The following is a 25,308-nucleotide window of genomic DNA, read 5'->3' on the forward strand; positions in this document are numbered from 1 at the left end:
TTCCATGGAGTTCCCCCTTCCTCTTCCAGTCTGATCCCACTCCAAACGTACAGGAGAACTTAACTTAACCGACGATTCCCGTACGCTCTACACTCTCTACGAAATATCGTTGCACAAACAAATAGATGACGATCAAAGGCAGAATGGCAAGAAGAATTCCTGTATCCTGGATCATACTCAGATAGAACGGATCGGCCTGGGAAGCTGCACCGTCAGTAACCTGCTGGGCCAGATTATACGGAAGGGACGATAACTGAGTCGACATGACTTTACTTGAAGTCAGATAAGTCGTCGTATAGAAGCTGTCGTTCCACTGCCATACGAAGGAAAACAGCATGACTGTTACCATGGACGGAATGGCATTGGGCAGCATGATTCTTGAAAATGTTCGTCCGATGCCCGCGCCGTCCACATAGGCCGCCTCCTCCACTTCCTTCGGAATACCTCTGAAGAATTGCCGGAAGATAAAGATGTACAAACCGGCCTTAAGTGAATTGGCCGTAATCGCCGTCAGAATAAACGGCCAATAGGTGTTAAGCAAATTAACAGGTTTACCGGCTATAAGCGTCATAAGCCCCATGAGGTCAAAGCTTTTCAGATTCAGGTATACCGGAATGAGAATAGTCGTTGGCGGTACAAGAATCGTCAGAATTACACCAGCAAACAGCCAGTTGCTTCCCCTGAATTTCAGTCTGGCGAATCCGTATCCTGCAAGTGCACAGGATGCTGTAGTCAGCAGTGTAGTCGTTGCAGACAGGGCAAACGTATTAAACAGCGTTGCCCAGTAATCCATTACGCGTATCGCCTCTTTGAAATTGTCGATGGAGAAGTTCTGTGGAATCCACACCACCACTGCCGAATACAGATCACCTTTAGCTTTGATGGATGTGGAAACCTTCTGAAATATGGGAAACAGGATAACGAAGGAAAGCCCGGTAATCAGAACGAATCGGATCATGGCCCACAGCCAGCCTTTCCAATGCTCCAGCGATAATAATCGTGATGTTGTCACGTGGGACACCCTCCTTTCTAATCTTGATAGAAGACTCGCTTCGAGAAAATGATGTTTACGATAACCAGAATGATGGCAATGGCCAGAAAGTAGACCCATGCCATGGCAGAACTTAATCCAAAGTCAAATTTGACGAAGCCGGTATCCCGGATCAGTTCCGTCATGGCGTTATTGGCAAACGAATCAATGATTGTATAGATCGCATTGACAAAAATAAGCGGGCTGACCATCGGGAACGTAATTTTCCAGAAGGCTTCATAACCCGTCGCCCCTTCCATCTTCGAAGCCTCATACAGTTGAGGGGAAATCGTCTGGATCCCTGCCAAAAAGATCAAAATTTGTACACCGGATTGACTGACGATCTGATAGATCCGATCTACGGCGCTGCTCAGATACGTGACGATCCAATCGCTCACTCCGGCGTTAACCATCAGATTTTCGAGTTCAAATGTCCCGAGTGAGCTTCCACCTGTGCTGCTCTGATTAACCGCTTCAATCAGGCTGGTGCTCTCCAGTGTCATAATCACTCCCGATGCCAGAATAACGGGTAGGAAAAAGATCGACCGCGCTACAGCCCGGCCCCTGAACTTCTGATTCAGGATGACGGCAAGGAACAGACTGAATATAACGATAAGCGGTACGTTGATGAGTACGTCTGTGATCGCCTCAATTAACGCACGGTTAAAGCTTGTATTGACGGTCAGCGCCTGAATGTAATTGGCAACACCGTTGAACTGAATCGCTATGCCTTCAGCGTTAGCTTGAATTGTACTCATGCTGTATCGCAGAGAGGCTAACAGCGGAATGAAGAAAAACAACACAAAACCAATGAGCCAAGGAAGCACGTAGATTACGCCCCACATGGCTTTCTGCTGAGCATACGTACGACTTCCCCATTTCCATTTCAGGAGCGTCTTCAGAGCTGCTCACCACCAGTCACATAGCTTTGGGCTTCCACTGTATCGTTGTCAACTTCTACAGGGAAGTCGTTATAATTGACGATTACGAACCCGCCACCTTCATATGTTGTCCGGAAGACGCCCTCCTCCAGGGATTCATGAGATATCATGGAACGTCCGGCAAACGGCTGGTTCACCTGGTTCACCTCGTTGTAGATCTCGGCAGCCAGATCGATCCATTGTTCATAATTCGCCGCGTAGAGATCATCATAATCCGTTTCTTTCACAACATGGTTTGGCGCATTGAACCATGCAAAGTAAGGACTGGCTCCATATTCAATCAGCTTCAGCACATATTGCCTTGCATTCGTATATGTGGAGAGATTGTATGGCGTCCCCGTATAGCCGATGCTGCCGTGCACAACGAGCTGATAGAACGGAATCTCTTCATCCTCCAGCTTGAAACGACTGCTGGTCATCGGCGCATCTGTCAGACCAGTTACATACGGCAGGGCATAAGCGTTCCCGCCTTCAGCAACAAGCGAGCCAGCCTGCTGCCCGATCTGTTCAAGTGTCTTCTTCACGGAGCCAAGCGCTTGTGTTCGGTCCACCAGCTTTTTCGGATTCATATCGCTGTTTAACTGAGCTGCCAGATCATTCAGGCTCAGCGACAGTCCATCCTTTTGAAGGGACCTGAGCTCATCTAACATGTCTGCCGTCACGTCCTCCAGCAAGTTGGGCGATAGCACATAGGATGGTGAACGATCCCGGTCCCGCCTCTGGATGGCCTGGTTCATCGGATACAAGACCACCGGTTCCTGAGTTAATGTGCGTGAAGCTTCTTTGGACGGTTTAAACCCTTTTTTGGATTGCACATTCAGCAGAGCGATATCGGGATAGAAACCGATGCCCGCTTCTTGGGTGTATGCGCTGAATTCACGCAATCCCTTTTTTCCGCCTACCGCGCCGTCTACTTGAATGGAATCCGGCAGTCGATGATGAAGCCCGCCGTTAAGCCATCCCGCATAGCGCACCTGAATATTGGATACCTTCTTCTCCGTCAAGGCGGAGAGAATGTTTTTGGCTTCATCAAACGTGGTCAAAGCCTCCGTTGAATCATACGGTATGCCCAGCATATGCTGCCTTGTTGTCATGCCGCCGAACAGTTGCAGATAAAAGGGAACGTTACTTTGCTCCTTGCTGGCGTTCAACTCGGGAAGTCCGCCGTTTTGCATCAGATAATCCCGATAGAGAGATGCAAGCCCCGAGTACGAGGCCTTATCCGCCCCGACAAAAGCATATCGAACGACGAAATCAGACGCGGTCGGTTTCTTCTGGAATTTCGGAAGTGTACGAACCATATCACTTGCCTGAAGCGTCACATCGCTCTTGTTCACTACATAGAAGCTGGGATATACGTTGTTGTAACTGTTCAGCTTACCGCTGATATCGGCATTCACAACTGCGACGGCATCTCCTTGTTCAATAATGCCCAGGAAAGCCCCCTCTTTCCGAATCAGTCCAAATACCGGCAACCTGGCTCTGGCTTCATTCGAACTTGCTTCCCGCAGTTTCATGGTCATATCCGGTCCGTATATATCTTGTTGATAGGCAGGATACTGCAGCTTGCCATTGTTAAAATGGATCAGCGCTCCCGAACCGTCCGGCACCAATATGGAGCCCTCTTCTTCTGAACCCCCGGCCCCGAAGTAATCCATTACAGATATGCTGTTGATCGGATATTCCTCCGGAAAATGAATGCCTGAGGACGGAACACGCACGAGCAGATCCTCTCCATCCAGCTCATATTCCATCGTAAGCATAAATAGTCGTGGTCCACTTCGTTCCTCTTCAATGCCGAAGTCGGCATGATCCTGAGCCAGATCCTCCGATGTGTAACCAGCTGTGTCAAAAGCCTTCAAGGCCCGGGACAATTGCAATCCTTGCATCGCCTTATCAATCCGGACGTAAGCGCCTTCATCCTTGTCTTCCGCATAGCCGACCTTCAAGGCCCGCTGCCCGGCCTTGTCTAGCTGTGCAAGCAGCTTTTGTTCAAATCGCTCCTTGCTGATCTTCATCGGCAAGTCTTCTATGGATCGCTCAGTGCTTCCAAACTGGTAGTGGACCCGCACGCCGCTTGGCAGCACCTCATAGCTTATCTGCTTGTGTGCAACACTATCCGTGAAGGAATTCACGGTGCTGCTCTGTCCGAGGCTGTTGAAGAAGCTGAGCTTCGTTTGTGATGACAAAAGGTCTTTGTTTATCCCGGCTGCAACCCCATCCTGCTCACGATCTGCAGGATTGCTGCGCCAGATCTGGCCGCTCTGCGTGTGAATCACTGCAATCTCGGCAGTCTCTTCGTTAATGAACAACTGCAGCGCAGCATTCTGCGCAATGCCTACCATGCCGGGAAGGCGGACATCGCTGAAAGATGATTTCAGTTTCTCTCCGGGAGGCAGGGAGGGAAAGTCCATCGGATCAGCGGCAGTCACTGTCTCGTGAGCGAGCGGTGTTGGCGAGAATTGACAACCGCCAAGAAGCAGACTGCCCGCGAGCAGCATTCCTGTTATTTTTTTGGCTATGGTATAATTCATAACAATTTCCTCCTCCCTTAGCCCCGAAGCACTAATTCCTGATAGATGGTTACGACAAACGATACAATCTGCTGTACAAGACTAAAGAATAACAGGCACAGAAATGCCATAAAGGCCATCGCTACAAGTGTCAGCATCATCGTGAGCACCGTTTTGGCTGGTGTGTACTGATGAACCGTCATATTCCCCACAAATAACAGATATACCGTCCACGCAACGGCGAGTGCATTGGAGAAATAATAAAAGGCAGTTTCCTGCGCAGAGATCACAAGACTCAGCCAGATCCATGGAAAATGAATGAGTAACAACGGTACCAGTGCAAAACACGTTGACATGAAAATTTCGGAGAACTTGCCTTCCCCGTCCATCAATGTGGTTAACGACCAGTTAGCCACACACCAAAACAGCACCGGAATAATGACATATACCATTTCGAGCAGACTGTTCAGGTACTTTGGATTACTGAGATTAATGAGAAAACCGCTGTACTGGGCATGCAAAATTTTGGTGATGACCAGAAGCACCAGGATCATGAAAGCAATCAGCAGTGAGTTTCTCTGGTTCCGTTCATATTTCAATTCCCAGTATCCGTCAAACGGATGAAAAATCAGATGCAGCGGGTACTGGTATAGTTGCTTACTTGATGCCTGCATTCGTAGTCCTCCTTTTCTGCCTGCGAACGATGATGACGGTGACAATCGCAGCGACAGCCAGGAATATACCGGACATCATCCATGAAAAATGCTCACGCATCAGCTCTTTGCGGTACAAAAGAAAAGCTTTGGAATATCCTTTGGGCTCCATGCTGCGCTTGAAATATTTCGCAGACTCGGCGTATTCCTTCTGACGAAGCAATGCTTTGCCAATTCCCGCATACGCATATTCCAAGTTAGCGTTCATCTCGGCAGCTTGGGCAAACAGCACCGAAGATTGATCTTCATCACCGTTATAATAGCTGCGCACCGCTTCGTGGAGCGTACGTCCGTATTCAGTTGTTTGAAAGACGGTGATTTCACCCAGCGCTTTATCCAGAACTAACATCCGGTCTCCCGCACGTTCCAGAGCAACAGGTGTATTAAACTGGCCCAATCGGTTACCAATGCCGCCATAAATATGGAGCAGGTATCCGTCTCCATTGTAGGTGAAGATTCGGCCCTTGCTGGAATCCAGTACGGAATACATGTCACTGTCACCCACATCCACATCAATCAGGCGGGATGGTCCTGCTTCCTGGGTATACAGCAAATCACCCTGCGGAGTCTGATAGCCTTCTCTTCGCAAAATGTCTGTACCCTGGGCATTCAGCTTCTTGACCGGATCTTTGCCGCGATCCCCGCTAGTGGCGTAGATAAAGCCCTCTTCATCCATATCCAGATTGGTAAATTCCGTTGGAGTGAACATCACCATCTGACTGCGCTGCTCCCGTGTTGCAAACCGTTTCCACAGATACTCCACCGGGTCCACCTGAACTCTGTTCGCTCCAATGAAGGAAGAGAATGTACCATCGGCGCTGAACTCCATGAATCCATCAAATACGCCTTCGGCCATGACGTAGATACGCTCCCCTTTGTCCATAACAATGCGCATCGGTTTGAACTGGAAGTCTGCTTTTAACAGATCCGATTTCGGTTCAGACACGATCTTGACCAGCTTCCCCTGTTCATCCAGATGCACCACCCGGTGATTATCCGAATCAGCGACCAGAAGATGACCTTTTTCCGTGACGTACAATCCTTGTGGATTTTTAAAATGATCTTCCTTGCCTTCCTGCTCAAATGAATCAATTGTCCGTACCAGCTTGAAGTTGCGATCCATCTCAATGATGCGGCCATTGCCCGAATCAAGCACAAAGACGTGCTGATTGGCGGTAACATGCATGTCGCTTGGCTCTTTCATAGGAGTTGTGTTCAGCTTCTTGCCGGTGATAATGGTTGTTGCCTCATATGCCGCCGGTGCCGGAACTGCGTCACCCCAGAATGAATAATGATACGCATCCGTTTTACCGTCTGCACTCACGTAGGGTGCCTCTTGAACGAACAACAGGAGGCAGATCATGCCCATGATGATCGATTTACGTTTTTTCCATGTGCTTCTCCGCACCTCGCTGCCTCCTTTCTATTCTTTCATGCCCGAAGTGGCCATCGTCTGCATAACACTGCTCTGAGAGATGATAAACAGAGTGATCGGTACGATCATCAGCAGCAAAGCAACAGCCGCACCTACACCGGCTCTTGCAATCCCTCCCTGCACAATCTGACTGAGCGCATAATGCAGTGTTTTGAGATTTTCACTGTAAATGAAACTCCCGCCATCCGTTCCCCATAACGCTGGAAACTGAAGGATCATGAGCGTGAGCCATGCCGGCTTCACATTGGGCATCACGATGCTCCAGAATATTCGATATTCATTGGCTCCGTCTATTTTGGCTGCCTCCAGCAAGGCATCGGGAATCTGCTCCATGAACTGTTTCATCAGGAAAAGTCCCAGCGAAAACGCAAGTGATGGCACAATAATGGACGCATGAGTGTTAATCCAGCCAAGCCAGGACATGACCATGTAGTTCGGAATCGCCGTAACATGCGGCGAGAACATCAGGGACAGAATGACAATGGTGAACAACACTTTGGAACCCGGAAAACGATATTTCGCCAGCGGATAAGCCGCTGCAGATGCAAGAAGGATATGCCCCGCTGTGCCAAGTATCGTAATGAGCAATGTGTTGGCAATATAGCGGGATAACGGCACCCATGAATTGCCCATGAGGTTGATCAGATCGGCAAAATTCTCCGTTGTCGGATTGTTCACCCAGAAGCGCGGCGGAAAAATAAACAGCTCATCCAGCGGCTTGAATGCATTGTTGACAGCATAGATGAGCGGAAGCACCATAAAGGAGCCGAACACGCCCAGTAATGCAAATAACATCAGGCTGACGGTAAATGACCGATTGAGCCTTTTTGGCATGCCAAACACGGCACGTACTTTGCTGGTCATCGTCATTCACCTATCTTTCTAAGCATTTTTTGCGTGAAAACGTTTGTACCCAGCATCAGGGCAAACAGAACCGTTGCGATGGCCGAGGCATACCCCATCTCGAAACGAATGGTTCCGAAGTCCATCAGATGCGTGACAACTGTGTGTGCCGCATAGTTTACGCTCGGGAAACCTGCCAGTGCGATGGAGATCTCAGCTACGGCGAAGGAAGCAGTAATCTGCATTACCGCACCAAACATCAGCTGCGGTCTCATCGAAGGCAAGGTGATGTACCAGAGCTCCTGCCAGCGGTTTTTGATCCCGTCTACGGTTCCTGCTTCAACCAGAGAACGATCAATGGTTTGCAGTCCTGCAATGAAGGCCAGGAAACTGGTTCCCAGGCTCAGCCACAGTTGTACTATAATGACGATTGCCAGCACATACTTCTCGTCTGCGAGCCATTGGATCGGTTCCAGTACGACGCCAAGGCGCATTAGGAAGCCGTTCATATACCCGTAGCTGTCACCCGAGAAGATGATCAGCCAGATGAAAAAGACGTTGCCCGATATGGATGGGGCATAGAAAACCAGCGTCATGACCGCTCGAATTTTAGGAGACAGCTCATTGATGATCCACGCAAACAAAAAGCAGGCAATATAACTGATAGGGCCTGTAATCACGGCAAAAAGCAGCGTGTTTTTGAGCGCGATCAGAAATACGTCATCGTTCAGGAAAAGCCGGGAATAGTTCTGCCAGCCGACAAATCGCGGCAGCTCCAGCATATTGAAGTGAAAAAAGCTGAGCCCGAGTGAAATGCCGACCGGAATGACAGTAAACATGAAAAAAATCAGCATAAACGGTGCCATCAATACATAATAATGCCTGCTGAGATACAGATCCCGCTTCAATAGGGACCACCAGCCGACCTGGCGGGTATGGACGGCAGGAGCGGCGGCTGTCTTGGTAGTTTTGGCTTGCAACCGTTACCCTCCCTTTCCTCTATTTCAGATTAAATTCTTTGCGTTTCAACTCAATTTCATCATCAATGTACAACACATAGTCCGATAAGGCTTCACGCGGATTTTCATTAGCATTGACCACCTTGCGGAAGGCGTTGTCCAGATGTCGTCCCGTGAAATAACCTCCAGGAAGCTGTGGGATTCCCTGTACCCATTCCCATTGTTTCTCGAGATTTTGATAATCCTTCACAGGCCAAGGCAATTGTTTCAAGGCTTCGATATTGGCCGTCGGGTAACGGGCAGCCGCTCCCATAAGACCTTCCATTTCTCTCCCGTATTCAATCTGGGTCTGATCATCAGTCCACCACTTCATGAACTTCCACGCCGCTTCCTTGTTGTCGGCATTTTCGAGCATCATCACCGCGCTCGTAGCGCTGGCCACTTCATGCCGTATGGACCCATCCGGAAGCTGTGTACCCGGAACAATCGTAAAGTCCCAGAGATTGCGGATTTCGGGAGCCATAACCGTCAGCATGTTATACGTGGTGTAATCAGCAATCCCGATCGGCATTTCCCCGGTACGGAAGCGGTTCGGAAAGTCGGCTTTGAGCGGAAACTTGTAATTGGTATAAAATTGCGTCCAGCGTTTGAACGCGTCCATTGAAATCTCCGAATCCAGTGCACTTTTCTTCTGGTCTTCGGTGTAGAACGTTCCGTCATTCTGATATAACAACATCGCAAACGTTGAATTCGGAACCAGGTTGGCATTGTTCAGCGTATCCTCAATCGGCAGATAAAACTCCATGTTATGCTTCTGCAGCACGGCGATGGCGTTATATACGTCTTGCCACGTTTGCGGCGGTTCGAGGCCCAGTTCATTCAGAATATCTTTGCGGTAAAAGAGCATTGGAAAATGCTGTTGCTCCGGAAGGGCATATACCCCGTCGTTATAGCGGTAAGGCGTCAATCCGCTTTCACGGAACCTGCCCGAAATTTCCTCGAAATCGGGGAACTGGCTCAGATCTGCTGTAGCATTCCTCATCGCATAGTTCACCGGAATGTCTTCGCCCATCTGCATGGCAACATCCGGTCCTTCTCCCGAGAGTGTTGCGGGCAGCAAAATATTAGGCGGAACGAGACGTAACTGCACGGACACATCCGTATCCGGGGTAAACGAATCGTCGATCATGCCTTTCAGTACTTGGGCCTGATCTCGTCCGGTCGTGATCCATACGGTGATGGCATCCTTCTTTTGTTCGACGTTGCCAATGCTGTCGTAATCTTCGGTATACGAGGCAACATATGCGCCCAGTTCGTGCTTCACCTGCTGGACGGTGCTCGCTTCCGCTTTTGGCAGCGATTCACCCGGCGGAGATACGACAAGGTAATCCAACGTAATCGGCTGTTCACGTACCGATAGAATCCATGTGCCGAGACCACCTACATTAATTTTGAACGTATCCAGCCGTTTGGGAACCGTCTCTGGTCTGGCCGCCATATCTTCAAGCTGCAATACCATAGCGTGAAGTACGGCCACTTTGTCACTTTGCTCACCCGTGGCCTTTTCCAGGTAATCTGCAACGGAGCGCAAGGTGTCAGCTTGTCGTTCAAACACCTCCGTCATCTCCGGAATACGCCGTTCCAGCTGGTAATCCCGCAGTGGGTCCGGACTGTTGGAGGTGATCATTAATATTTTGCGATACATCTCATTCAGTTCCAGCACGCTGGATTCCACGGTCCGCAGCAGCGGAGCGATGTCGCCAAGTGTAACCGTCATTCGGATTCGGTGTTTCCCTTTTTCAAGATGAAACTGATATGGCTTATCCTCTCCCGAACCCAACACCTGAGTTTGCCAAGCCGGGCTGTAATTAAATCGAATGCGTTTCATTTCCTTAAACGGTACTTCGCCGTTAATCGTCAGACTGCGGGTGGCATAGATGCCACGCAATTGATCCTGCTTCACCTTAAGCGCCAGTTGATATAGTCCGTCTTCAGGCACGTCAATTTCCCATTCAATCCATTCGCCCGGCAGTTTCCAGTTAATGCCCCCGATAGCGTTCATCCGAATTTTCGATACATTATAAGGCTCGAGTGAAGGACTTGATCGGTCCGAGATTGGTGCCAGTGTAGGAGATGATTTGCTAACAGCTTCCTCCCCCTGAACTTTCAACATGACAGGAGCCGATTGTTTCAAGCCGAGTGAGGCATAGGTCTGCTCCAGCTCTGCATAGGAAGGAACTTCGCTTTCTTGGTACAGCTCAATATAATCGATCGCCATGCTTTCTCTTAATGAAGTGAGCGATAACTTCTGACTGCCTTTTTCAAAATAAAACTGAAACGGTTCCTCGAAGTACCCTGCACTGTCCTTGAAGGAAGTCAGTTGCCATTCGGGCTTCTCCACTTGTCTTGGTCTAAGCTCATTGCCACGATCGTCCTGCCGGACGTTATCCTCGCGATTCCCCCATACCCTGTCAAACAGAAGAATATCGGCCCCTCTGAAGGGAACCTTACCATTAAGCTCAAGCCTGCGTTCGATCCCGGAGCTTTTGCCTTCTACGGGATAATAGTGAATGCGAATGTTGTACAAACCGCTCACTTGAACGGGAACATCCCAGCGAATGGTCCCAGTTTCCGGCGTAATTACGGCATTTCCGTCTAATCCGGCGTACCCTTGCACAACCTCAAATTCCCCATCCTCTGCCTGAACATAAGATTCGCCTTCGATGCGTACAATTTCATCCGGTTTGGCCGTATTGTCATGAGCAGTTAAATAATGCTCATAACTGAATGAATCCTCGGTTCCCGATACCGCCTCAAAGTCCTCAAGCGCATGTACCGTTCCCGGATTACGATCCCGCGATGGATATAGTGTCCATATGGAGAGCACCAAGGCCAGGACAAGCACCAGGATTAGTCCCTTTTTCTTACGTGACCGCATGTTTGAATGTATCCCCTTTCCTGTAAGCGTTGAGAGAACTGAACGATTGACTAACCCGGACAGACCGCACCTTCACTGGTGCGTTCTGCCCGTGTAACGTGATACTTATTTGTAAACCTCATCAATCGCAGCCTGGAAAGGAGCCTTGTATTTCTCGATCAGCGTAGATACGGATACCCCTTCTTTGAGCTCCCCATCAAAGTCCCAGAACGGCAAGGACGGGAATGTGTTATGGTCGAGAACCAACATACCTTCCGCTACCTCTCTGGCGTTGTTGATATCTGCTTCATCGGTCAGATGTGTCTCCAGTGTGGATTGTCCCGGATACTCATAGATCGAATCGATCTCATTAATTTTCTCCCAGATGTACATCAGTTGTTCCGGATTCTCTACTGCTTTAGGAATCGTTATAGCCTGGTAACGTGACTCACCAGAGTGATACGCTGATGCACTTGGACCTTTAGGGAATGGTACAAAACCGATATCGTAATCCTTCATGTCTGTCATAATGCCTTCAACCTCGTACATGGCACCTGAATACATCAACGTATTGCCTTGACGGAAGAACGTGGACGGCTCAGTCCAGTCGCCGCCTTCAGAAGCTCTGCCAACCTTTTCCGTAGCCAGTTTGGACAGGAAATTCAGCGCTTCCTTCGTTTTGGGATCTTCCAGGTTCTGCTTATCCTCTAGGGTCAGGGAAGCTTCGTTGGAATACAGAATCGGTTCCAGCAAGCCCGTTTGCGCGAGTCCCCAAGTGTCCAGCTTGCCATCATTGTTTCGATCCTTGTTCGCTTGCTTGGCAACACTGATGAACGTATCCCAGTTCCATTCATCGGCATCCACATACTCTTGAAGTGGCTTCAAGCCGAGCTCTTGCATGAGTGTGCGATTATAGAAAATTCCGTTAATAAATGAGGACTGGTCCTCGGTAAAGCCGTAACCTTTGCCTTCATACTGCATGTATTCCTTGGTTGTTTTCTGATTGAATACCTTGTCGTTTTTAATATAATCATCCACTGGCCATAACAGATCCTGTTTGGTCAATGCCGGAATGGCATAGTTTTTGCCCAGTCTCACCAGATCGCCAAGCGGTTCACCAGCCATCAGGGAAGCAACTACTTTTTCCTGATATTCACCGAAATCGATGGAAACATATTCAATATTAAAGTTGTGTTTTTTCTTCAGCGCTTCGAGATTCTCAAGGCGTTGAATGTTGTCCGGGTTGTTCCCCTGTATTTCCATGTCCCACCAAGCAACAACCTTGATCGTTCTGCCGCCCATGTCAAAGTCCATTTCTGGCGTAGAGTTTTCATTCTTTGGCTCGGTTTCTGCGGGTGTTTGTTCCTCCTGTGGTGTTGTCTTTTCCGGCTCGGGTTGAGCGGTAGGTGCAGAACTGCATGCAGCAATCACCAACAAGACCGTGAATACCAGGCTCAGTAGCATGAACTTGTTTTTTCTCATCGTCTTCCCCCCTGATTGTCTTTTGCTATCACAGTGTATCGCTCAAATGAAAGCGCAAACAACCTGCCAAAATACAGGTGTTTACCCCGGCTGAATATAGATTTTCGTGATTTTATGCGCACAAATTGCATTCTGGGTTTCAATTGGTAAAGAAATGCACTCTCTGCAAAAATATGCACATTGTATGCGCTTTCTTTTATTACCATAATGAAATTAAGTCATCATCGAGTTAATCTGGCGGATTACAATTCAGCAGAAGGTGAGGTATTGCTTCATGTATGATATTTTACTTGTGGATTTCAGCCGTCGTTTGTGCGGAGAGTTGCAACAGTTGTTGCTACGGAGCAAAGCTCAATATACTATCGCAAATTGTGTGTTCTCATCTTCCGAAGCTTTGACCGCATTGTCAGAACGAGACTTTTCCCTGGTTATGGTACATACAGAGAGGTTTGATACCGCGGGGCTCTGGTTATGCAACGACATCCGATTAAAAAGTCAGATCCCCATCCTCCTGATGGGTGGAAGAGATCACTTCAGGTTTGTACGCAAAGCCCTTACGTATCAGGTGAATGATTATCTCCCGTATCCTGTTAGTCCCTCTTCTATACTTAACAGTCTGCATGGACTTCGATCCCACCTTGAAACCGATCCGGCATACAAAACGTCGTCGTTCTTCAAAACACCCGTTCAAATGAATGGTAAACCCATGCACTCCAGTCATGTGATTCGTATCGTAAAAGCCTATGTACGGGATCATCTGAGTGATGAAATCACGCTGAAAAAAATCTCTGATATGCTCCATTTTAACTGTGCCTACCTTGGACAGAAGTTCAAACTGGAAGAGAAGATGTCTTTCAATGATTATATGCTCCAACAACGTATGGAAAAGGCCCAGCAACTGCTTTCTTCCACGAATCTGCGAATATATGAGATTGCGATTGAGGTAGGCTATAAGGATATTGATTGGTTCTATAAAAAGTTCAAAGCGTATGCCGGATCAAGTCCCAATGCATATAGACGACAAAAAATCCACACAGCCTAAGGTGGATCGCTGATTCAGTGAGTTTATTCATTATATGTCAACCACAAAAACCGCAGGATGTGTTCTACTCCCTGCGGTTTTTGTGGTTGTTTGAGCTATTCAATTCCAGAGTATTCACCATTAACGTACCAAAAGGGATTCCCGGTATTCCTGGGGAGTCATTCCCGTTATTTTCTTAAAAAGTCGGGTAAATGAATGGGCAGCCTCGTACCCCACTTGAAGTGCGACCTCACGCACCATAAGATTTGTGTTCTGAAGCAATTCTTTGGCTTTCCGTATTCGGCAGTCGTCAATGAACTCTGACACGTTTATTCCCATTTCCTGCTTAAAGAATCGGGACAGATAGGATGGATTAAAATGATGAAGTTCTGCCAGTCTCACCAGAGAAAGATCTTTCTCAAGGTTCTCCTTGACGTAACTGCATAAGGAATGAATGACAACGTTAGCGCGTTCCTGTTCATTTGATCTTTTGTAGCGTACTAGTTCATCGGCAGCACGATATAGAAATTGTACTGCATCCTTCATGCATGTATACTCCCCTAAGTGCAGCAAGCTCCGTTGATCCGGGATTTTCTGTTGAAGACCCCAACGATTGATCGTTGAATGCAATAATAAGGCCAGATTGTAGTATGTCTCCATGGCACGTTCCATCGTAATTTCCTGTTGCAGCAGTTCTCCTGCAAGCTCCTCAAATATATCGTAAAATGGCTGAATTCTTCCCGTTTCCAAATATCCTGACATAATCTCGATCCGGTTTGAGATCCGCATGGATTCTTTGGGTACATCAGATGAGAGATCATTACGATGATCCGTGAGTACCATGGATACACCATCCCCAATTTTCATCCACTGGAGTAATCTCAGACGTTCATATTGTTTGGTTAACTCGGACCAATTACAGCTTCGACTACTTAATGAAAAAGCAATGGATACGCCGAGTGAGACCATGCATGCTTCCTGTACCAGTTCCAGTGTACCTTCTAGAAATCGCACAAGTTTATCATTAGTCATCTCTTCCTCCTGCTTCGGCTGAAGCAGCCAGATCGTATCCCCATAATGGTCCGTTACACTTGCACACACTGTACGCTCATTCATCAGAGAAGAGCCGATAATGCGTACAGATTCCTGGACTTGTGTGAGGTCCGAACCTTTTTCTGGCAGATTATTGAACCGACCCAGTATGAGATAAACAGGCGAGTTGATCTGTAATCTTATATCTCGTTTGGATAATTCGTCCTGCATATCCATAGTAGAATCTATAACCGCTGTACAGTCTTGAAGTAACTTCCGTAAATACTCTTTTTGATGAATCAGTGCAAGCTGCGAATTGACTTTATGAGAATGTTCCAACAACTCAACCATGCTGTAACTTTGACGGATCTCTTCCATCACATCTTCTACAACTGACATCACCTTGTCATAACCTTCCGTTTTGAGCAAGTAACGCACATTAGCCATCTGAAAAGCTTGATATGCATAATCAAAATCGCTATGTCCTGTAAGAAAAATGACGCGACAATTCGGCCAACTGGCTTGAATCCGCTCTGTCAGTTCCAACCCACTCATGCCCGGCATACGGATGTCCGTTAGAACAATGTCAATTCTCGACCGTTGCATCCAGGACAATGCCTCTGTTGCAGAGTAAGCTTTACATACGTCAAGCTGGTCGGGTATATGTCTGGCGAACGTTTCATAGAGACTATCCGTAATAATCTCCTCGTCATCTACAATCAAAAGTCGATACATTCGTTTTCTCCCTCTTTCCACTGGATTCGAATTGTGACTTTTAACCCTTGCAGTTCACTTCTGGATAAGAAAAGACCACTTCCTTTTCCATACGTCAGGACCAGACGTCGATGAATATTTATTAATGCGGTCATTTCGTCTGTACCTCCGTCCTTATGCAAGCGTTGTTGAAGAGTTTGAATGTGTTGCTCTTCCAACTCATTACCATTATCCTCTACGGTGATCTCTGCATATGAACCTTCCATATTAAACCCAATAATGAGAAGTCCAGAATCCGTATTCTTTTCAAGGCTGTGTTCGTAGGCATTCTCAATAATGGGTTGAATAATGAGTCTGGGAACTTTAATATGTTCCATCTCAACAGGTAGTGCTCCAAAATCAACTTTGATTCGTCTGGAGAATCGCAATTGTTGAATCTCTGTATAGATTCGTGAGTGCTCAACTTCCACTTTCAACTTCACATGATCTGTTTCATTCCGGGTAATGAACCTGAAATACTCTCCCAGCATGTTCGTAAATTGCTCAATACGTTCGGTTTCTCCTGTCCTTGCCAGTGAATTCAGAATAAAGAAGCTATTGTACAGAAAATGAGGATTAATCTGTGATTGAAGCTGTTTCAACTCGGCCCGCTGCATCATCAGTGTTTTCTTAAAATCTCGATCGATAAGGGATTGAAGATTTTCAATCATTAGATTAAAACGGGTGTAGAGGAAGCCAAATTCATCCTTTCGGTTATGCGCAATGGGGACATCGAGCATGCCTCCCTCCATTTTTTTGAATCTTTTCACCAACAACAGTAACGGGATATGAATCAACTTGTAACTTGAATAGAGATACGCCGTGATGGCAACAAATGATGTAATTGCAAACAGCCAAGCCCAATGATAGAACTTGCTAAGTGGCTTGGTAACAATTGCCTCAGGTAGATATGTAGCTACGGATAAGCCCAGGGAGTCCATATGCAACTGACTAACATGGTACATGGTGTCCTCGACTTTCATCCGAAAGCCATCAAGTGTACCCTTCACACTGTGCTCACGGTAATTCGCGAGAATAACACTAGCTTGATGTTTATCTGTGATGGCATGCCCCGTTTTGTCCTCAATCAGAAAAGTTGAACTCTCCGGGTACAAATTAAGCCGTGTGAGTTCATTCTGAAAATGGTATGTATCTAGCTCCACTTGAATGACAAAAAGCGGGGGTTCTCCTCTCGTGCCTGTCAGCCTGACGGCACTTAAGTTCAAGGCGTCCTCTTTCACAGTGAAACGTGTACCTTTTCCTTGCATGCCTGAACTGAAGTATAGATATGAACTTTTATCGAAATCGTCGATGCCTTGGATCGCGGATATACTCTTGCCAACAGAAGGGATATGTACATGAACGTTTTTGATATAAGCAGTGCTATTCTTGAATGAAGCGAGTCGTTCAGTCAGGTAATTTAATGTATCACGCCGCTCAACCTGATCCATCATGTCCCAGAGAATGGCTAGACGATTGAGTTTTCGATCCTCAACGATATCAAACTGCTGTAATTCCATCCATTCTATCTCTCTGTTCAATTCCACCACGTATTGGTTCAATCGTCTTTCCGTTGACAACGATATTTCCTGGCTTGCATTGTCATAACTCCAATGATACAGATACACGCCAAGAAGAATAAGGGGGAGTACAAATACCAGATAGGTAATTATTAATCGCGCAAATATACTGTTAAACCATGATTTAGCAGGGATCTTGATCAATACATTCACCTCCAATGCCAAGGGCTGAGTAGGTTCCTTGTAAGAATAAAGTGAACATTAGCGCTCCTTTGGCTTGCTGGTGCGAAACCACGTGTTAACCTCCGATGTGATCTGATCTCCCCCCAGCTTGCGCCAGTTCTCAACGAATTGATCAAACTCATCTATCGACCTGCCTAGAATAATGTTCATATAGGCTTCAAGCTGAAGATCCCGAAGAATAATTTGTCGATCAACCATCGTGTCCGTAATTCCGCCCGTGAATTGATCATAGAGAAGTTGGCCGTTCTTTTCGTAAGAATCTGCAATGCTAAAAGCACCCGAAGGCCCATAGGTTTGTTTCCAACCCCAGCCGCTCTCTACATCTTCCAATTCATAGGCCACAATGCGTTTGTGAATGGCGAGAGCTTCATTCTGCAGAGCCGAGAAGTCTCCTGTACTTCTGGCATCCCGAATTTGTTTGTATGCATCTATATTTTTATTACCGGGAAAAGGAGTTACTGGTGAAAGCATCCACACTGCTCGGGAGTCGTCATTGTAGTATGTTTCATACTCTGCCCGATCCCCCCAGTTAATGTCCAGATGCAGATTCATGAGCTTTACAACAACTTCCGGATTAGAGAAGCCCTTTTTTACAGCAAAGTATTGCCCAGTGTTGGAACGTAGCGGTACGAACAGACTCCGGTCCGACTTGGAAACAATGGGATATGCCTGCCATTCTACATCTGTATCTGTATCACGGGTGCTCTGAAGCATAAAGGATGTCCACTGTTCGCCGTAAAGCATCCCTATTTTCCCATCTTGAACTAGACGAAACGCCTTGTTTCCACTTTTATAACCGAAATCCGGATCAAGTTGGCCTTTACGATACAACGTTTGCAGTACTTTCAGAGCCTCCCGAACTTCAGGCTGTATACCTCCATAAGTGAGGTTTCCTTCTGCATCTTCAACCCATATATTAGGGTAGGCACCGTAGCCGGACATCAACCCTGCAGCTCCCATAACTGGATCCCATAGATGGTTTGTTAGCGCAAGTCCGTACGTATCATGCTCTCCGTTCCCGTCGGGGTCCTCCTCTGTAAACGCTTTCGAAACCTGAAGAAGCTCTTCTATCGTTTCAGGCGGCCGTAGCCCCAGTTGCTCCAACCAATCGGTTCTAATCCACAGGTACTGCGCTGTCTCAATGGAGGAAGATGATTCGGGAATAGCCATGAGTTTGCCATCAATGGTTGCCGCATCAAATGCGCCTCTTCCCTCCGCCTCCAATATACTCTTTGTAAGTGGGGAAGCATACTCTTGGTACACATGAGTTAAATCTTCGATCATTCCAGCGTTGCTCAGTTGTCTAAGTTGATATGGATTAACTTTCACCACATCTGGAAAACGTCCTGCAGCGAGGGATACACCCAACTTCTGATTGTATACATCTCCATTAGCAATCCAGTCATAGTGAATTTGAATACCTAACTCTTTCTCGTACAAACGAGTCCAGCGATTATCCAGCATCGTCTCACCAGGCAACTGGCTAATCATGCGCTCGAGGTCATCTCCGGTTTCCCTGACAAAAGAGACCACGATGGGAGGAGAATACCTCTCAAACGTAGCGGGAAGTTGAATCTGATGCCCATCTTGCTGCGGATAATGTTGTTTGGTATTACCTTCGCTATGACCTGCTGGTATGGATACAGCAAGGAACAGAATGAAGGTCCATTTTGTTATGTCCAGACATCTCTTATACATGACGACATGCCCCCAGTTCGGTTTGAACAACTCTCTTCTCTCTGTCAACTTTGAATCCATATCATTGTACAACAACTTGTAATCATTGAATACGAAAAGCCGCCGTTTGGCGGCTTTTACGTGTTTTTCATTGTTACTCAACAGGATTAATCACGCGATATTCAAAATTCGAAAATTCAGCTGTTCCTCCAGCTATTTCAGTTGAATATACAAACAACCCCGTTCGGCAACCCATAAAATGATCCAGTTTATATATCATTTTGTGGACAATCCCTATATCTCTCCATTCAACCCCATCGAAATAGGCAAAAGAGCACTCATCCAGATTGTTCTCAAAATTTCCGAATGCTTTCAGTTTAACTACTGGATCTGATACCGGGATACGTTCATGTTCAGTGGCTGGCTTCTGGTCGATCAGATTGCCAAATATGGTGGAATTCTCACTATCTCTGGCATGCATGACCAAATAAAACTTGCTATCCTGCTTCGTAAGAGCAATCATACCGTACGAACCGATCAGAAAGCACAACCCAGCATAATCCCCGTCATTCAGACGACTGCCGTCAAGCGTAACTATTGCTTCGCAAGCGGGCCCCATTGAACGCTGGGTTAGAGTATTTACCGCGAACGTCAGATTTGGGCTAATCTGTCCCGTTCGAACACGATACACCCCCGGTTTCTCTGTGACGGACCAGAGTTCATGATTAGGTGTATGATTCCATTGCCAAAAATCACGGAGTCGGATGCTTCCATCTTCCGCAGGTTCATAATTGAAACTGTCGCTACCCACTAACGGGTTATAACGGTGCTCTGGTCTCGTGCTTGGGATATCAATCTGTTTCGGCGCTTTGCTTGCAAAGACCGGTATACCTTGATCAAAGTGTAGAGGAACCAAAACAGGAACCCGGCCAACAGCCCCATGATCCTGAAACAGCATTGCATACCAGTCTCCATCCGGCGTATCCACGATCCCCCCCTGAGCAACACCTGAATTGAAATAATCCATATCGTCATTGAATACTTCTCCACCAGTGAAGACATCTTCCAGAGAGTCTGCCATATAAAACGCCTGTGTTCTCCGTCCGGAAGCTTTCGTTATATGAATCAGGAATACAACATATTTCCCATTGATCTTGTAGAAATGTGCTCCTTCATAACCAAGGTGATGAGGCTGTTCGTCTTTTACAATCAAGCGATGCACTCCGCCAGGTTTCGGCCCTGACAGATCAGAGCTTAATTCGGTCAGATAGATCTCGGTATTCCCGTACACAAGATATGCTCGTTCATCCTCGTCGAAAAATAAGGAGCAATCATGGTAAAACCCTTCGACTACTTGTTTTTTCCACACTCCCGAGATGGTGGGTGACGTGTACAAGTATGTTTTTCGGGTATCATTCGCCACAAAGATCACATAGAACATCCCTTGATGATAGCGGAGCGATGCAGCCCACATGCCTTTGCTATAAATGTGCTGACCATCCACCAGGCGCTGTGCAGGCGTATCGTCCAATGTGTCGTATACATATGTGGCTACTTCCCAATGGATCAGATCATATGAACGCAGGATGACACATCCCGGCATCATATGCATGGTTGTACTAACCATATAATATGTGTCCTCTACACGAATAACGTCAAGATCCGGGTAATCAGCCCAAATAATCGGATTTGGATACATGTTTCAATTACACCTCATTTTTTCTGTTAAACTTCCATTCTCTTAAAAGTATGGTTGAGCTGTCTGTTGAACTTTTAAGCTTAATATACAAGTCTTGCACACCTTTCGCACCCGTAATATTAGTTGTTAGTTCCATCCATTGAAGAGATTCGGTCGCAGGCGGAACAATAATTTCTCCAATTAACAGTCCGTCTGTACGATCAAGTCGAAGTTCCAACGTACCTTCGGTTCCTTGATTCGCAATCGTGGCTGTGAAGGTTGCGGGTCCTGCACTTTCAAAGTCCACCTTGGATATAGCTATCCAGCTGTCATTTTGCAGCTTAGCGGAAATCATATTTGAATCGGATGCAGACATCTCACCAGAGTCAAGAAATTGCTCTGTTGATACTCCGCTACTCCATCCAATCGTCGTACCGCTTACACGTTGATAGGGATCGAAGCACTTGATTTGATCTACGCCCTGATAATCTGCATGTACCTTCTTGATCTTACCCGTGGCCTCATCATGTTCGACTCGATTCAGATGTGTTGAACGGTAACCTTCGGGGATATTCATGGCTTGGCATAATGTCTGGGCATGATAGGCAATGTACCATTGATCCGATAGTTGAAATATAGCATGGTGATTGTTGCCGCCAATATCAAAAAAGTGTCCTGGATTCTGGAGTAGCGTACCCTGATATGTCCATGGCCCCATCGGCTGAACACTGGTCATATATGCAATTTCACCGGGTGGTGGACTGCCCTCTGGCCGATCACCCTCAACAAAATTGGAACAATACGTAAAGTAGTAACTATTATTATATTTATGTATCCCTGCATCTTCAAACATATAAGGCGCCTGAATCACCTTTGCTATACCAACAACGCTGGTCATATCGTCTCCCAATCGCATAACTCTTGCCGTATCAGGTCTTTCTGGTTTCCCCTGTGGAATACCACCACCGAAATATATGTAGGCCTGATGATCATCATCTACAATAACAGCCGGATCGAATAGCCAGGTTACTTCCTCCACTCCCGGAGTCTCTCTTGTAATAAGTGCTTTTCCTATAGGGTCTATCCATGGACCTACAGGTGTGGGTGCAGACAGCACACCTATTCCACTGGCATTGTTGGCGAAATAAAGAAAGAAACAGTCCTTTCCATCCAAGATTCGATGAGCAGCTGCCGGGGCCCAAGATTGCGAAGCCCATGTTGCTGCGCCTTGAGGTCCAGCAACTCTGATCTCTCCATGATCGGTCCAGTTGATTAAGTCATCCGAAGAAATGACCGTAATCCGGTTGATTGAACTGTAGCTATTTTTCTGAGGAAGGCCGTCTTTATCATATTCCAGCTTATCACTAGTCATATATAAGTAGACTCGATTGTTAAATACCAAAGCATAGGGATCGGCTCCAAATTTGTGGGCCACCAGAGGGTTACCGTTGGGACGAAGCTTTCCAATCTCCCCTGGAATACTCTCCAGATTGGCAGCTTGATCTTGCTTTTGCTCACCAGCTTGTGGTGTAGAATGATGATTCATCAAAAGAATCCCCCTATAATTGTTTTAGTTGTGCTTTTCACGAGAAAGCGTTTGCAATACAAAAGGTATCATGATAGGATGATTACATTTTAAGGTAAGCTGAGTACAATTTCATTGCGTTAACCGCTCTATTTATTGCGTGAAATGACGGGAGGTACTTCATGAGTGGATCCTCTGAGTGTTTTTATGATCCCATCCAGCCTGAGCTCTTATATCTACACAGCGTAACGACGTATAAGCTGGAAACGATCTATCATCGCCATAATGCATACGAGATCTACCTGTTTCTTCGTGGCAACGTTCACTTTTATGTAGAAAATCGATGTTACCATGTACAGCCTGGCGATTTGCTTGTGATGTCACCCGAGGAGATGCACCGAGCCTTTATTCTGGATGAATCTGAGTATGAGCGAATTACAATCAATCTCAAAAAAACATATCTATTTCAGCTTTCCACACCATCAACCAATCTATCATCATGTTTTGATCATCGTCCCAAAGGAACAGGCAACATCGTGCATTTAGACGAGTATAACTTGAAGCAGATGCTGCAATGTACGAACGAACTGGAAAGATTGCTTTCTTCCGATGCTTATGGTACCGATATCAAAATAAATGCAGCCGTAGCCCAATTGTTAGTCATGATTAACGTCTGGTTTCATAACAATTCCTTTGTTCCCAATGACATTATGCCTGAACTGGTTCGTGAAACCATGGATTATATTGAAACACATCTGAATCAAGATATCACACTTCGCAAACTTGCCGAAGTGTTCTACATGAACAGTACTTATATCAGCCGCCAGTTCAAAAAGCATACTGGATTAACAATCCGTTCCTACATTTTGGGTCGTCGTATTGAACGGGCCAAATTCCACCTGTCTGAAGGAATGAGTATTACGGATGCATGCTTTCAATCGGGCTTTAGTGACTATGCTAACTTCATACGGAGTTTCACCAAAATGGTCGGCACTTCCCCAGGCAAATTTAGCAAACAACGATGAGACACTATTGAAACATGATCATGACAAGATCGTTCGACGAAGACAAAAAAGCATCAAGCCATGCAGGATGGCTCGATGTTTTTTTGTTCTTTATTAGCTTGGGATGCGTATTTGATCTATTTAATCTGTTAACGAGATCGTGTTCACCAGTTATTTGATCTCTTTTCCAGACCACAGACTAACACGTTCTTTAATCCACTCTGTGTACTGCTCTTCCATGGCTACAGCGCCCGCAGCATCAAGTTCTGCAATCATATTGTCATATATGTCTTCAAAGGCACCTGGAGAGGACGTAATTGCTTCCGCGATCCGTTTCTGGATAATGTCCTGTGTCTTCTGATACACGACGTTATAGTCTCCACTATCCGTAGGAATCGGCATATTATAAGCTGCACCCCACTCTTTCACCGGGAATTCATCTCCATTAGGGAATAGCTCCTTCCAGGTTGTAATACCGTACCCTTTCAGCGTTTCTTTTTCTATATCGGAATAAGCTTCCTGGATCTGCTCAGGATAGTTGGTTGTATAATAGTTGTCCGTTGAATCTTTGACACCATCTCCATAATGAGCGCCAAAAATAGTGTATAAGTTGATACCGGTTTCTTTGCTGAATGTGCTATTGTCTTTGTTTTTACGCTCCTGAATATCTGCCGGTATTTTGCGAACTCCGTCTTCCACAACGTAATGTTCGCCTTCAATACCCCAATTTCTCAACACTTGACCTTCCTCAGAAGAAAGCCAATCCAGGAATTTGATGGCCCGGACAGGATCTTCAGCATCAACAGTTATGCCGATACCATACCCATCGAAGCCGATATCCTGAAAATCTTTGCGCTGGAAGTTGTCGTTCAGCGTTACCGGATAGAAGCCATAAGTCATATCGTCCTTGCCTGCACTTTTCAACGCATTTTCCGCATCGCTGAATCCCCAAAGCGGATCAAGCACGGATAGGACACGTCCGCTGGCGATCTTGGACTTATATTGATCATCTTTTTGTACAAAACTGTCTTTATCCACCAGACCTTCATTATACATTTTGTTTAACCAACGGAAATATTCCTTCTCTTCGGGACGCTTATAATGAAGAACAGCTTCATATGTGTCAGGGTTAATGAAATATTCACCGTCCCCGGGTCCTCCAGTAGCCATGACTGCAGGATCAGTTACAGTAATCATACGGCGCCATCCATCTGCACTGAGTGTCAGAGGGATTGTCGGTTGGCCATCATCTGTCGTTGGGTTATTCTTATAAAACTCTCGGAGGACATTTTCATAATCTTCCAAGGTTTTGATCTCAGGGTACCCAAGCTCTTTGACGACACGATGCTGAATAGCAGCACCATTCGTTGCATCAAAGCTTTCTTGATCGATCGCACCATTCGTCGGGATCCAATATATGGATGGGTCCTCATTGCTATATTTCAAACGATTAAAATGCTCACCGTATATCTTTTTCAAATTGGGTGCATGTTCTTCGATCAGATCCGTCAGATCAATCATTGCACCAGCATCAACAAGTCGGCTTAAGTTGCCTTTGGGAAAGATCAGATCCGGGTAATCACCGCTTGCGGCCATAAGGGATATGCGATCGTTTCCTCCTCCGCTTGAGATATCGAATTCTGCATTAATGGTTACACCCGTTTCTTCCGTAATTTTCTTCCCTACAGCATCCTGCATATTGTTCCAGTTGGGACTTGCATCCGCACCGAAGAAGGTAAACGTGATCGGACTGTTAGGGTCACTGGTATTCGATTCTGAATTCTCTGTAGTGTTTCCGCAACCGGCGGAAACCAGTACAACACTTGTTACGAGACATGCTCCTAGCACTTTTGAAACGGCTCTCATTATTTTTCAGCCCCCTAAATGGTGTTAGTCGTAATAACCTATCCAGACATAAAGATGGTTCGCTTTGGAGTAGTATACGCTTACATATTCAACCGTTAGTGTACGATTACACTCCTGCCTAACCTATTCCATGCTTAAAGTATAAGGAAGTCTACT

At 46.4% G+C, this 25,308-nt stretch carries 17 protein-coding genes; 2 read left to right on the plus strand and 15 right to left on the minus strand.

The window, feature by feature from the left end:
* Positions 1-64: 64 nt before the first annotated feature.
* The 9 genes from FE296_RS28655 to FE296_RS28695 form a co-directional block, all read right to left on the minus strand.
* Complete coding sequence (locus FE296_RS28655) at positions 65-1,012, minus strand: carbohydrate ABC transporter permease (RefSeq protein ID WP_105598719.1); 948 nt, start codon at positions 1,010-1,012, stop codon at positions 65-67.
* A gap of 17 nt (positions 1,013-1,029) precedes the next feature.
* Positions 1,030-1,875, minus strand: a complete 846-nt coding sequence (locus FE296_RS28660) for a carbohydrate ABC transporter permease (protein ID WP_082219083.1) — start codon at positions 1,873-1,875, stop codon at positions 1,030-1,032.
* Positions 1,876-1,928: 53 nt separating this feature from the next.
* A complete protein-coding gene (locus tag FE296_RS28665) occupies positions 1,929-4,505 on the minus strand; it encodes a DUF5696 domain-containing protein (protein ID WP_150367244.1) in 2,577 nt (858 codons plus the stop codon).
* A gap of 17 nt (positions 4,506-4,522) precedes the next feature.
* Positions 4,523-5,158, minus strand: coding sequence for a YIP1 family protein (locus FE296_RS28670; RefSeq protein WP_150367245.1), 636 nt, complete (start codon positions 5,156-5,158; stop codon positions 4,523-4,525).
* Positions 5,142-6,605, minus strand: coding sequence for an NHL repeat-containing protein (locus FE296_RS28675; protein ID WP_076331157.1), 1,464 nt, complete (start codon positions 6,603-6,605; stop codon positions 5,142-5,144). The genes FE296_RS28670 and FE296_RS28675 overlap by 17 nt, the downstream gene beginning before the upstream one ends.
* Before the next feature lie 15 nt (positions 6,606-6,620).
* Complete coding sequence (locus FE296_RS28680; protein WP_026081082.1) at positions 6,621-7,496, minus strand: carbohydrate ABC transporter permease; 876 nt, start codon at positions 7,494-7,496, stop codon at positions 6,621-6,623.
* A gap of 2 nt (positions 7,497-7,498) precedes the next feature.
* Positions 7,499-8,455: a carbohydrate ABC transporter permease gene (locus FE296_RS28685; protein ID WP_124114701.1), complete on the minus strand. Its 957-nt coding sequence runs from the start codon at positions 8,453-8,455 to the stop codon at positions 7,499-7,501.
* Positions 8,456-8,474: 19 nt separating this feature from the next.
* Complete coding sequence (locus FE296_RS28690) at positions 8,475-11,372, minus strand: extracellular solute-binding protein (protein WP_150367246.1); 2,898 nt, start codon at positions 11,370-11,372, stop codon at positions 8,475-8,477.
* A gap of 105 nt (positions 11,373-11,477) precedes the next feature.
* Positions 11,478-12,833 (minus strand): ABC transporter substrate-binding protein, encoded by a 1,356-nt coding sequence (locus FE296_RS28695; RefSeq protein WP_150367247.1) that lies wholly within the window; start codon positions 12,831-12,833, stop codon positions 11,478-11,480.
* A 274-nt stretch (positions 12,834-13,107) separates the two neighbouring features.
* Here FE296_RS28695 and FE296_RS28700 point away from each other — a divergent pair, with 274 nt between their 5' ends.
* Complete coding sequence (locus tag FE296_RS28700; protein ID WP_124114698.1) at positions 13,108-13,875, plus strand: helix-turn-helix domain-containing protein; 768 nt, start codon at positions 13,108-13,110, stop codon at positions 13,873-13,875.
* 120 nt (positions 13,876-13,995) lie between these two features.
* Here the strand turns inward: FE296_RS28700 and FE296_RS28705 are convergent, their stop codons facing one another.
* The 5 genes from FE296_RS28705 to FE296_RS28725 all read right to left on the minus strand — a co-directional run bounded on the left by FE296_RS28705 (position 13,996) and on the right by FE296_RS28725 (position 22,303).
* Positions 13,996-15,621 carry a response regulator gene (locus FE296_RS28705; RefSeq protein ID WP_150367248.1) on the minus strand — a complete coding sequence of 542 codons (1,626 nt, stop codon included), beginning with the start codon at positions 15,619-15,621 and terminating at the stop codon, positions 13,996-13,998.
* Positions 15,606-17,372 (minus strand): sensor histidine kinase, encoded by a 1,767-nt coding sequence (locus tag FE296_RS28710; protein ID WP_317889440.1) that lies wholly within the window; start codon positions 17,370-17,372, stop codon positions 15,606-15,608. The genes FE296_RS28705 and FE296_RS28710 overlap by 16 nt, the downstream gene beginning before the upstream one ends.
* A gap of 48 nt (positions 17,373-17,420) precedes the next feature.
* The gene (locus FE296_RS28715; protein WP_150367250.1) at positions 17,421-19,100 is read right to left on the minus strand and encodes an extracellular solute-binding protein; all 1,680 of its coding nucleotides are present in this window, start codon (positions 19,098-19,100) and stop codon (positions 17,421-17,423) included.
* A gap of 133 nt (positions 19,101-19,233) precedes the next feature.
* Entirely contained in the window at positions 19,234-20,778 is a 1,545-nt protein-coding gene (locus tag FE296_RS28720; protein ID WP_150367251.1) for a glycoside hydrolase family 43 protein, read from the minus strand.
* Positions 20,779-20,785: 7 nt separating this feature from the next.
* Positions 20,786-22,303: a glycoside hydrolase family 43 protein gene (locus FE296_RS28725; protein WP_124114694.1), complete on the minus strand. Its 1,518-nt coding sequence runs from the start codon at positions 22,301-22,303 to the stop codon at positions 20,786-20,788.
* A 161-nt stretch (positions 22,304-22,464) separates the two neighbouring features.
* Here FE296_RS28725 and FE296_RS28730 point away from each other — a divergent pair, with 161 nt between their 5' ends.
* Positions 22,465-23,307 (plus strand): helix-turn-helix domain-containing protein, encoded by an 843-nt coding sequence (locus tag FE296_RS28730; protein WP_124114693.1) that lies wholly within the window; start codon positions 22,465-22,467, stop codon positions 23,305-23,307.
* Positions 23,308-23,457: 150 nt separating this feature from the next.
* On the opposite strand, the gene FE296_RS28735 is transcribed toward FE296_RS28730, so the two are convergent.
* The gene (locus tag FE296_RS28735) at positions 23,458-25,152 is read right to left on the minus strand and encodes an ABC transporter substrate-binding protein (protein WP_124114692.1); all 1,695 of its coding nucleotides are present in this window, start codon (positions 25,150-25,152) and stop codon (positions 23,458-23,460) included.
* Positions 25,153-25,308: the final 156 nt, after the last annotated feature.

The organism is Paenibacillus sp. UASWS1643, assembly GCF_008693195.1.
GTDB classification, from domain to species: domain Bacteria; phylum Bacillota; class Bacilli; order Paenibacillales; family Paenibacillaceae; genus Paenibacillus; species Paenibacillus amylolyticus_B.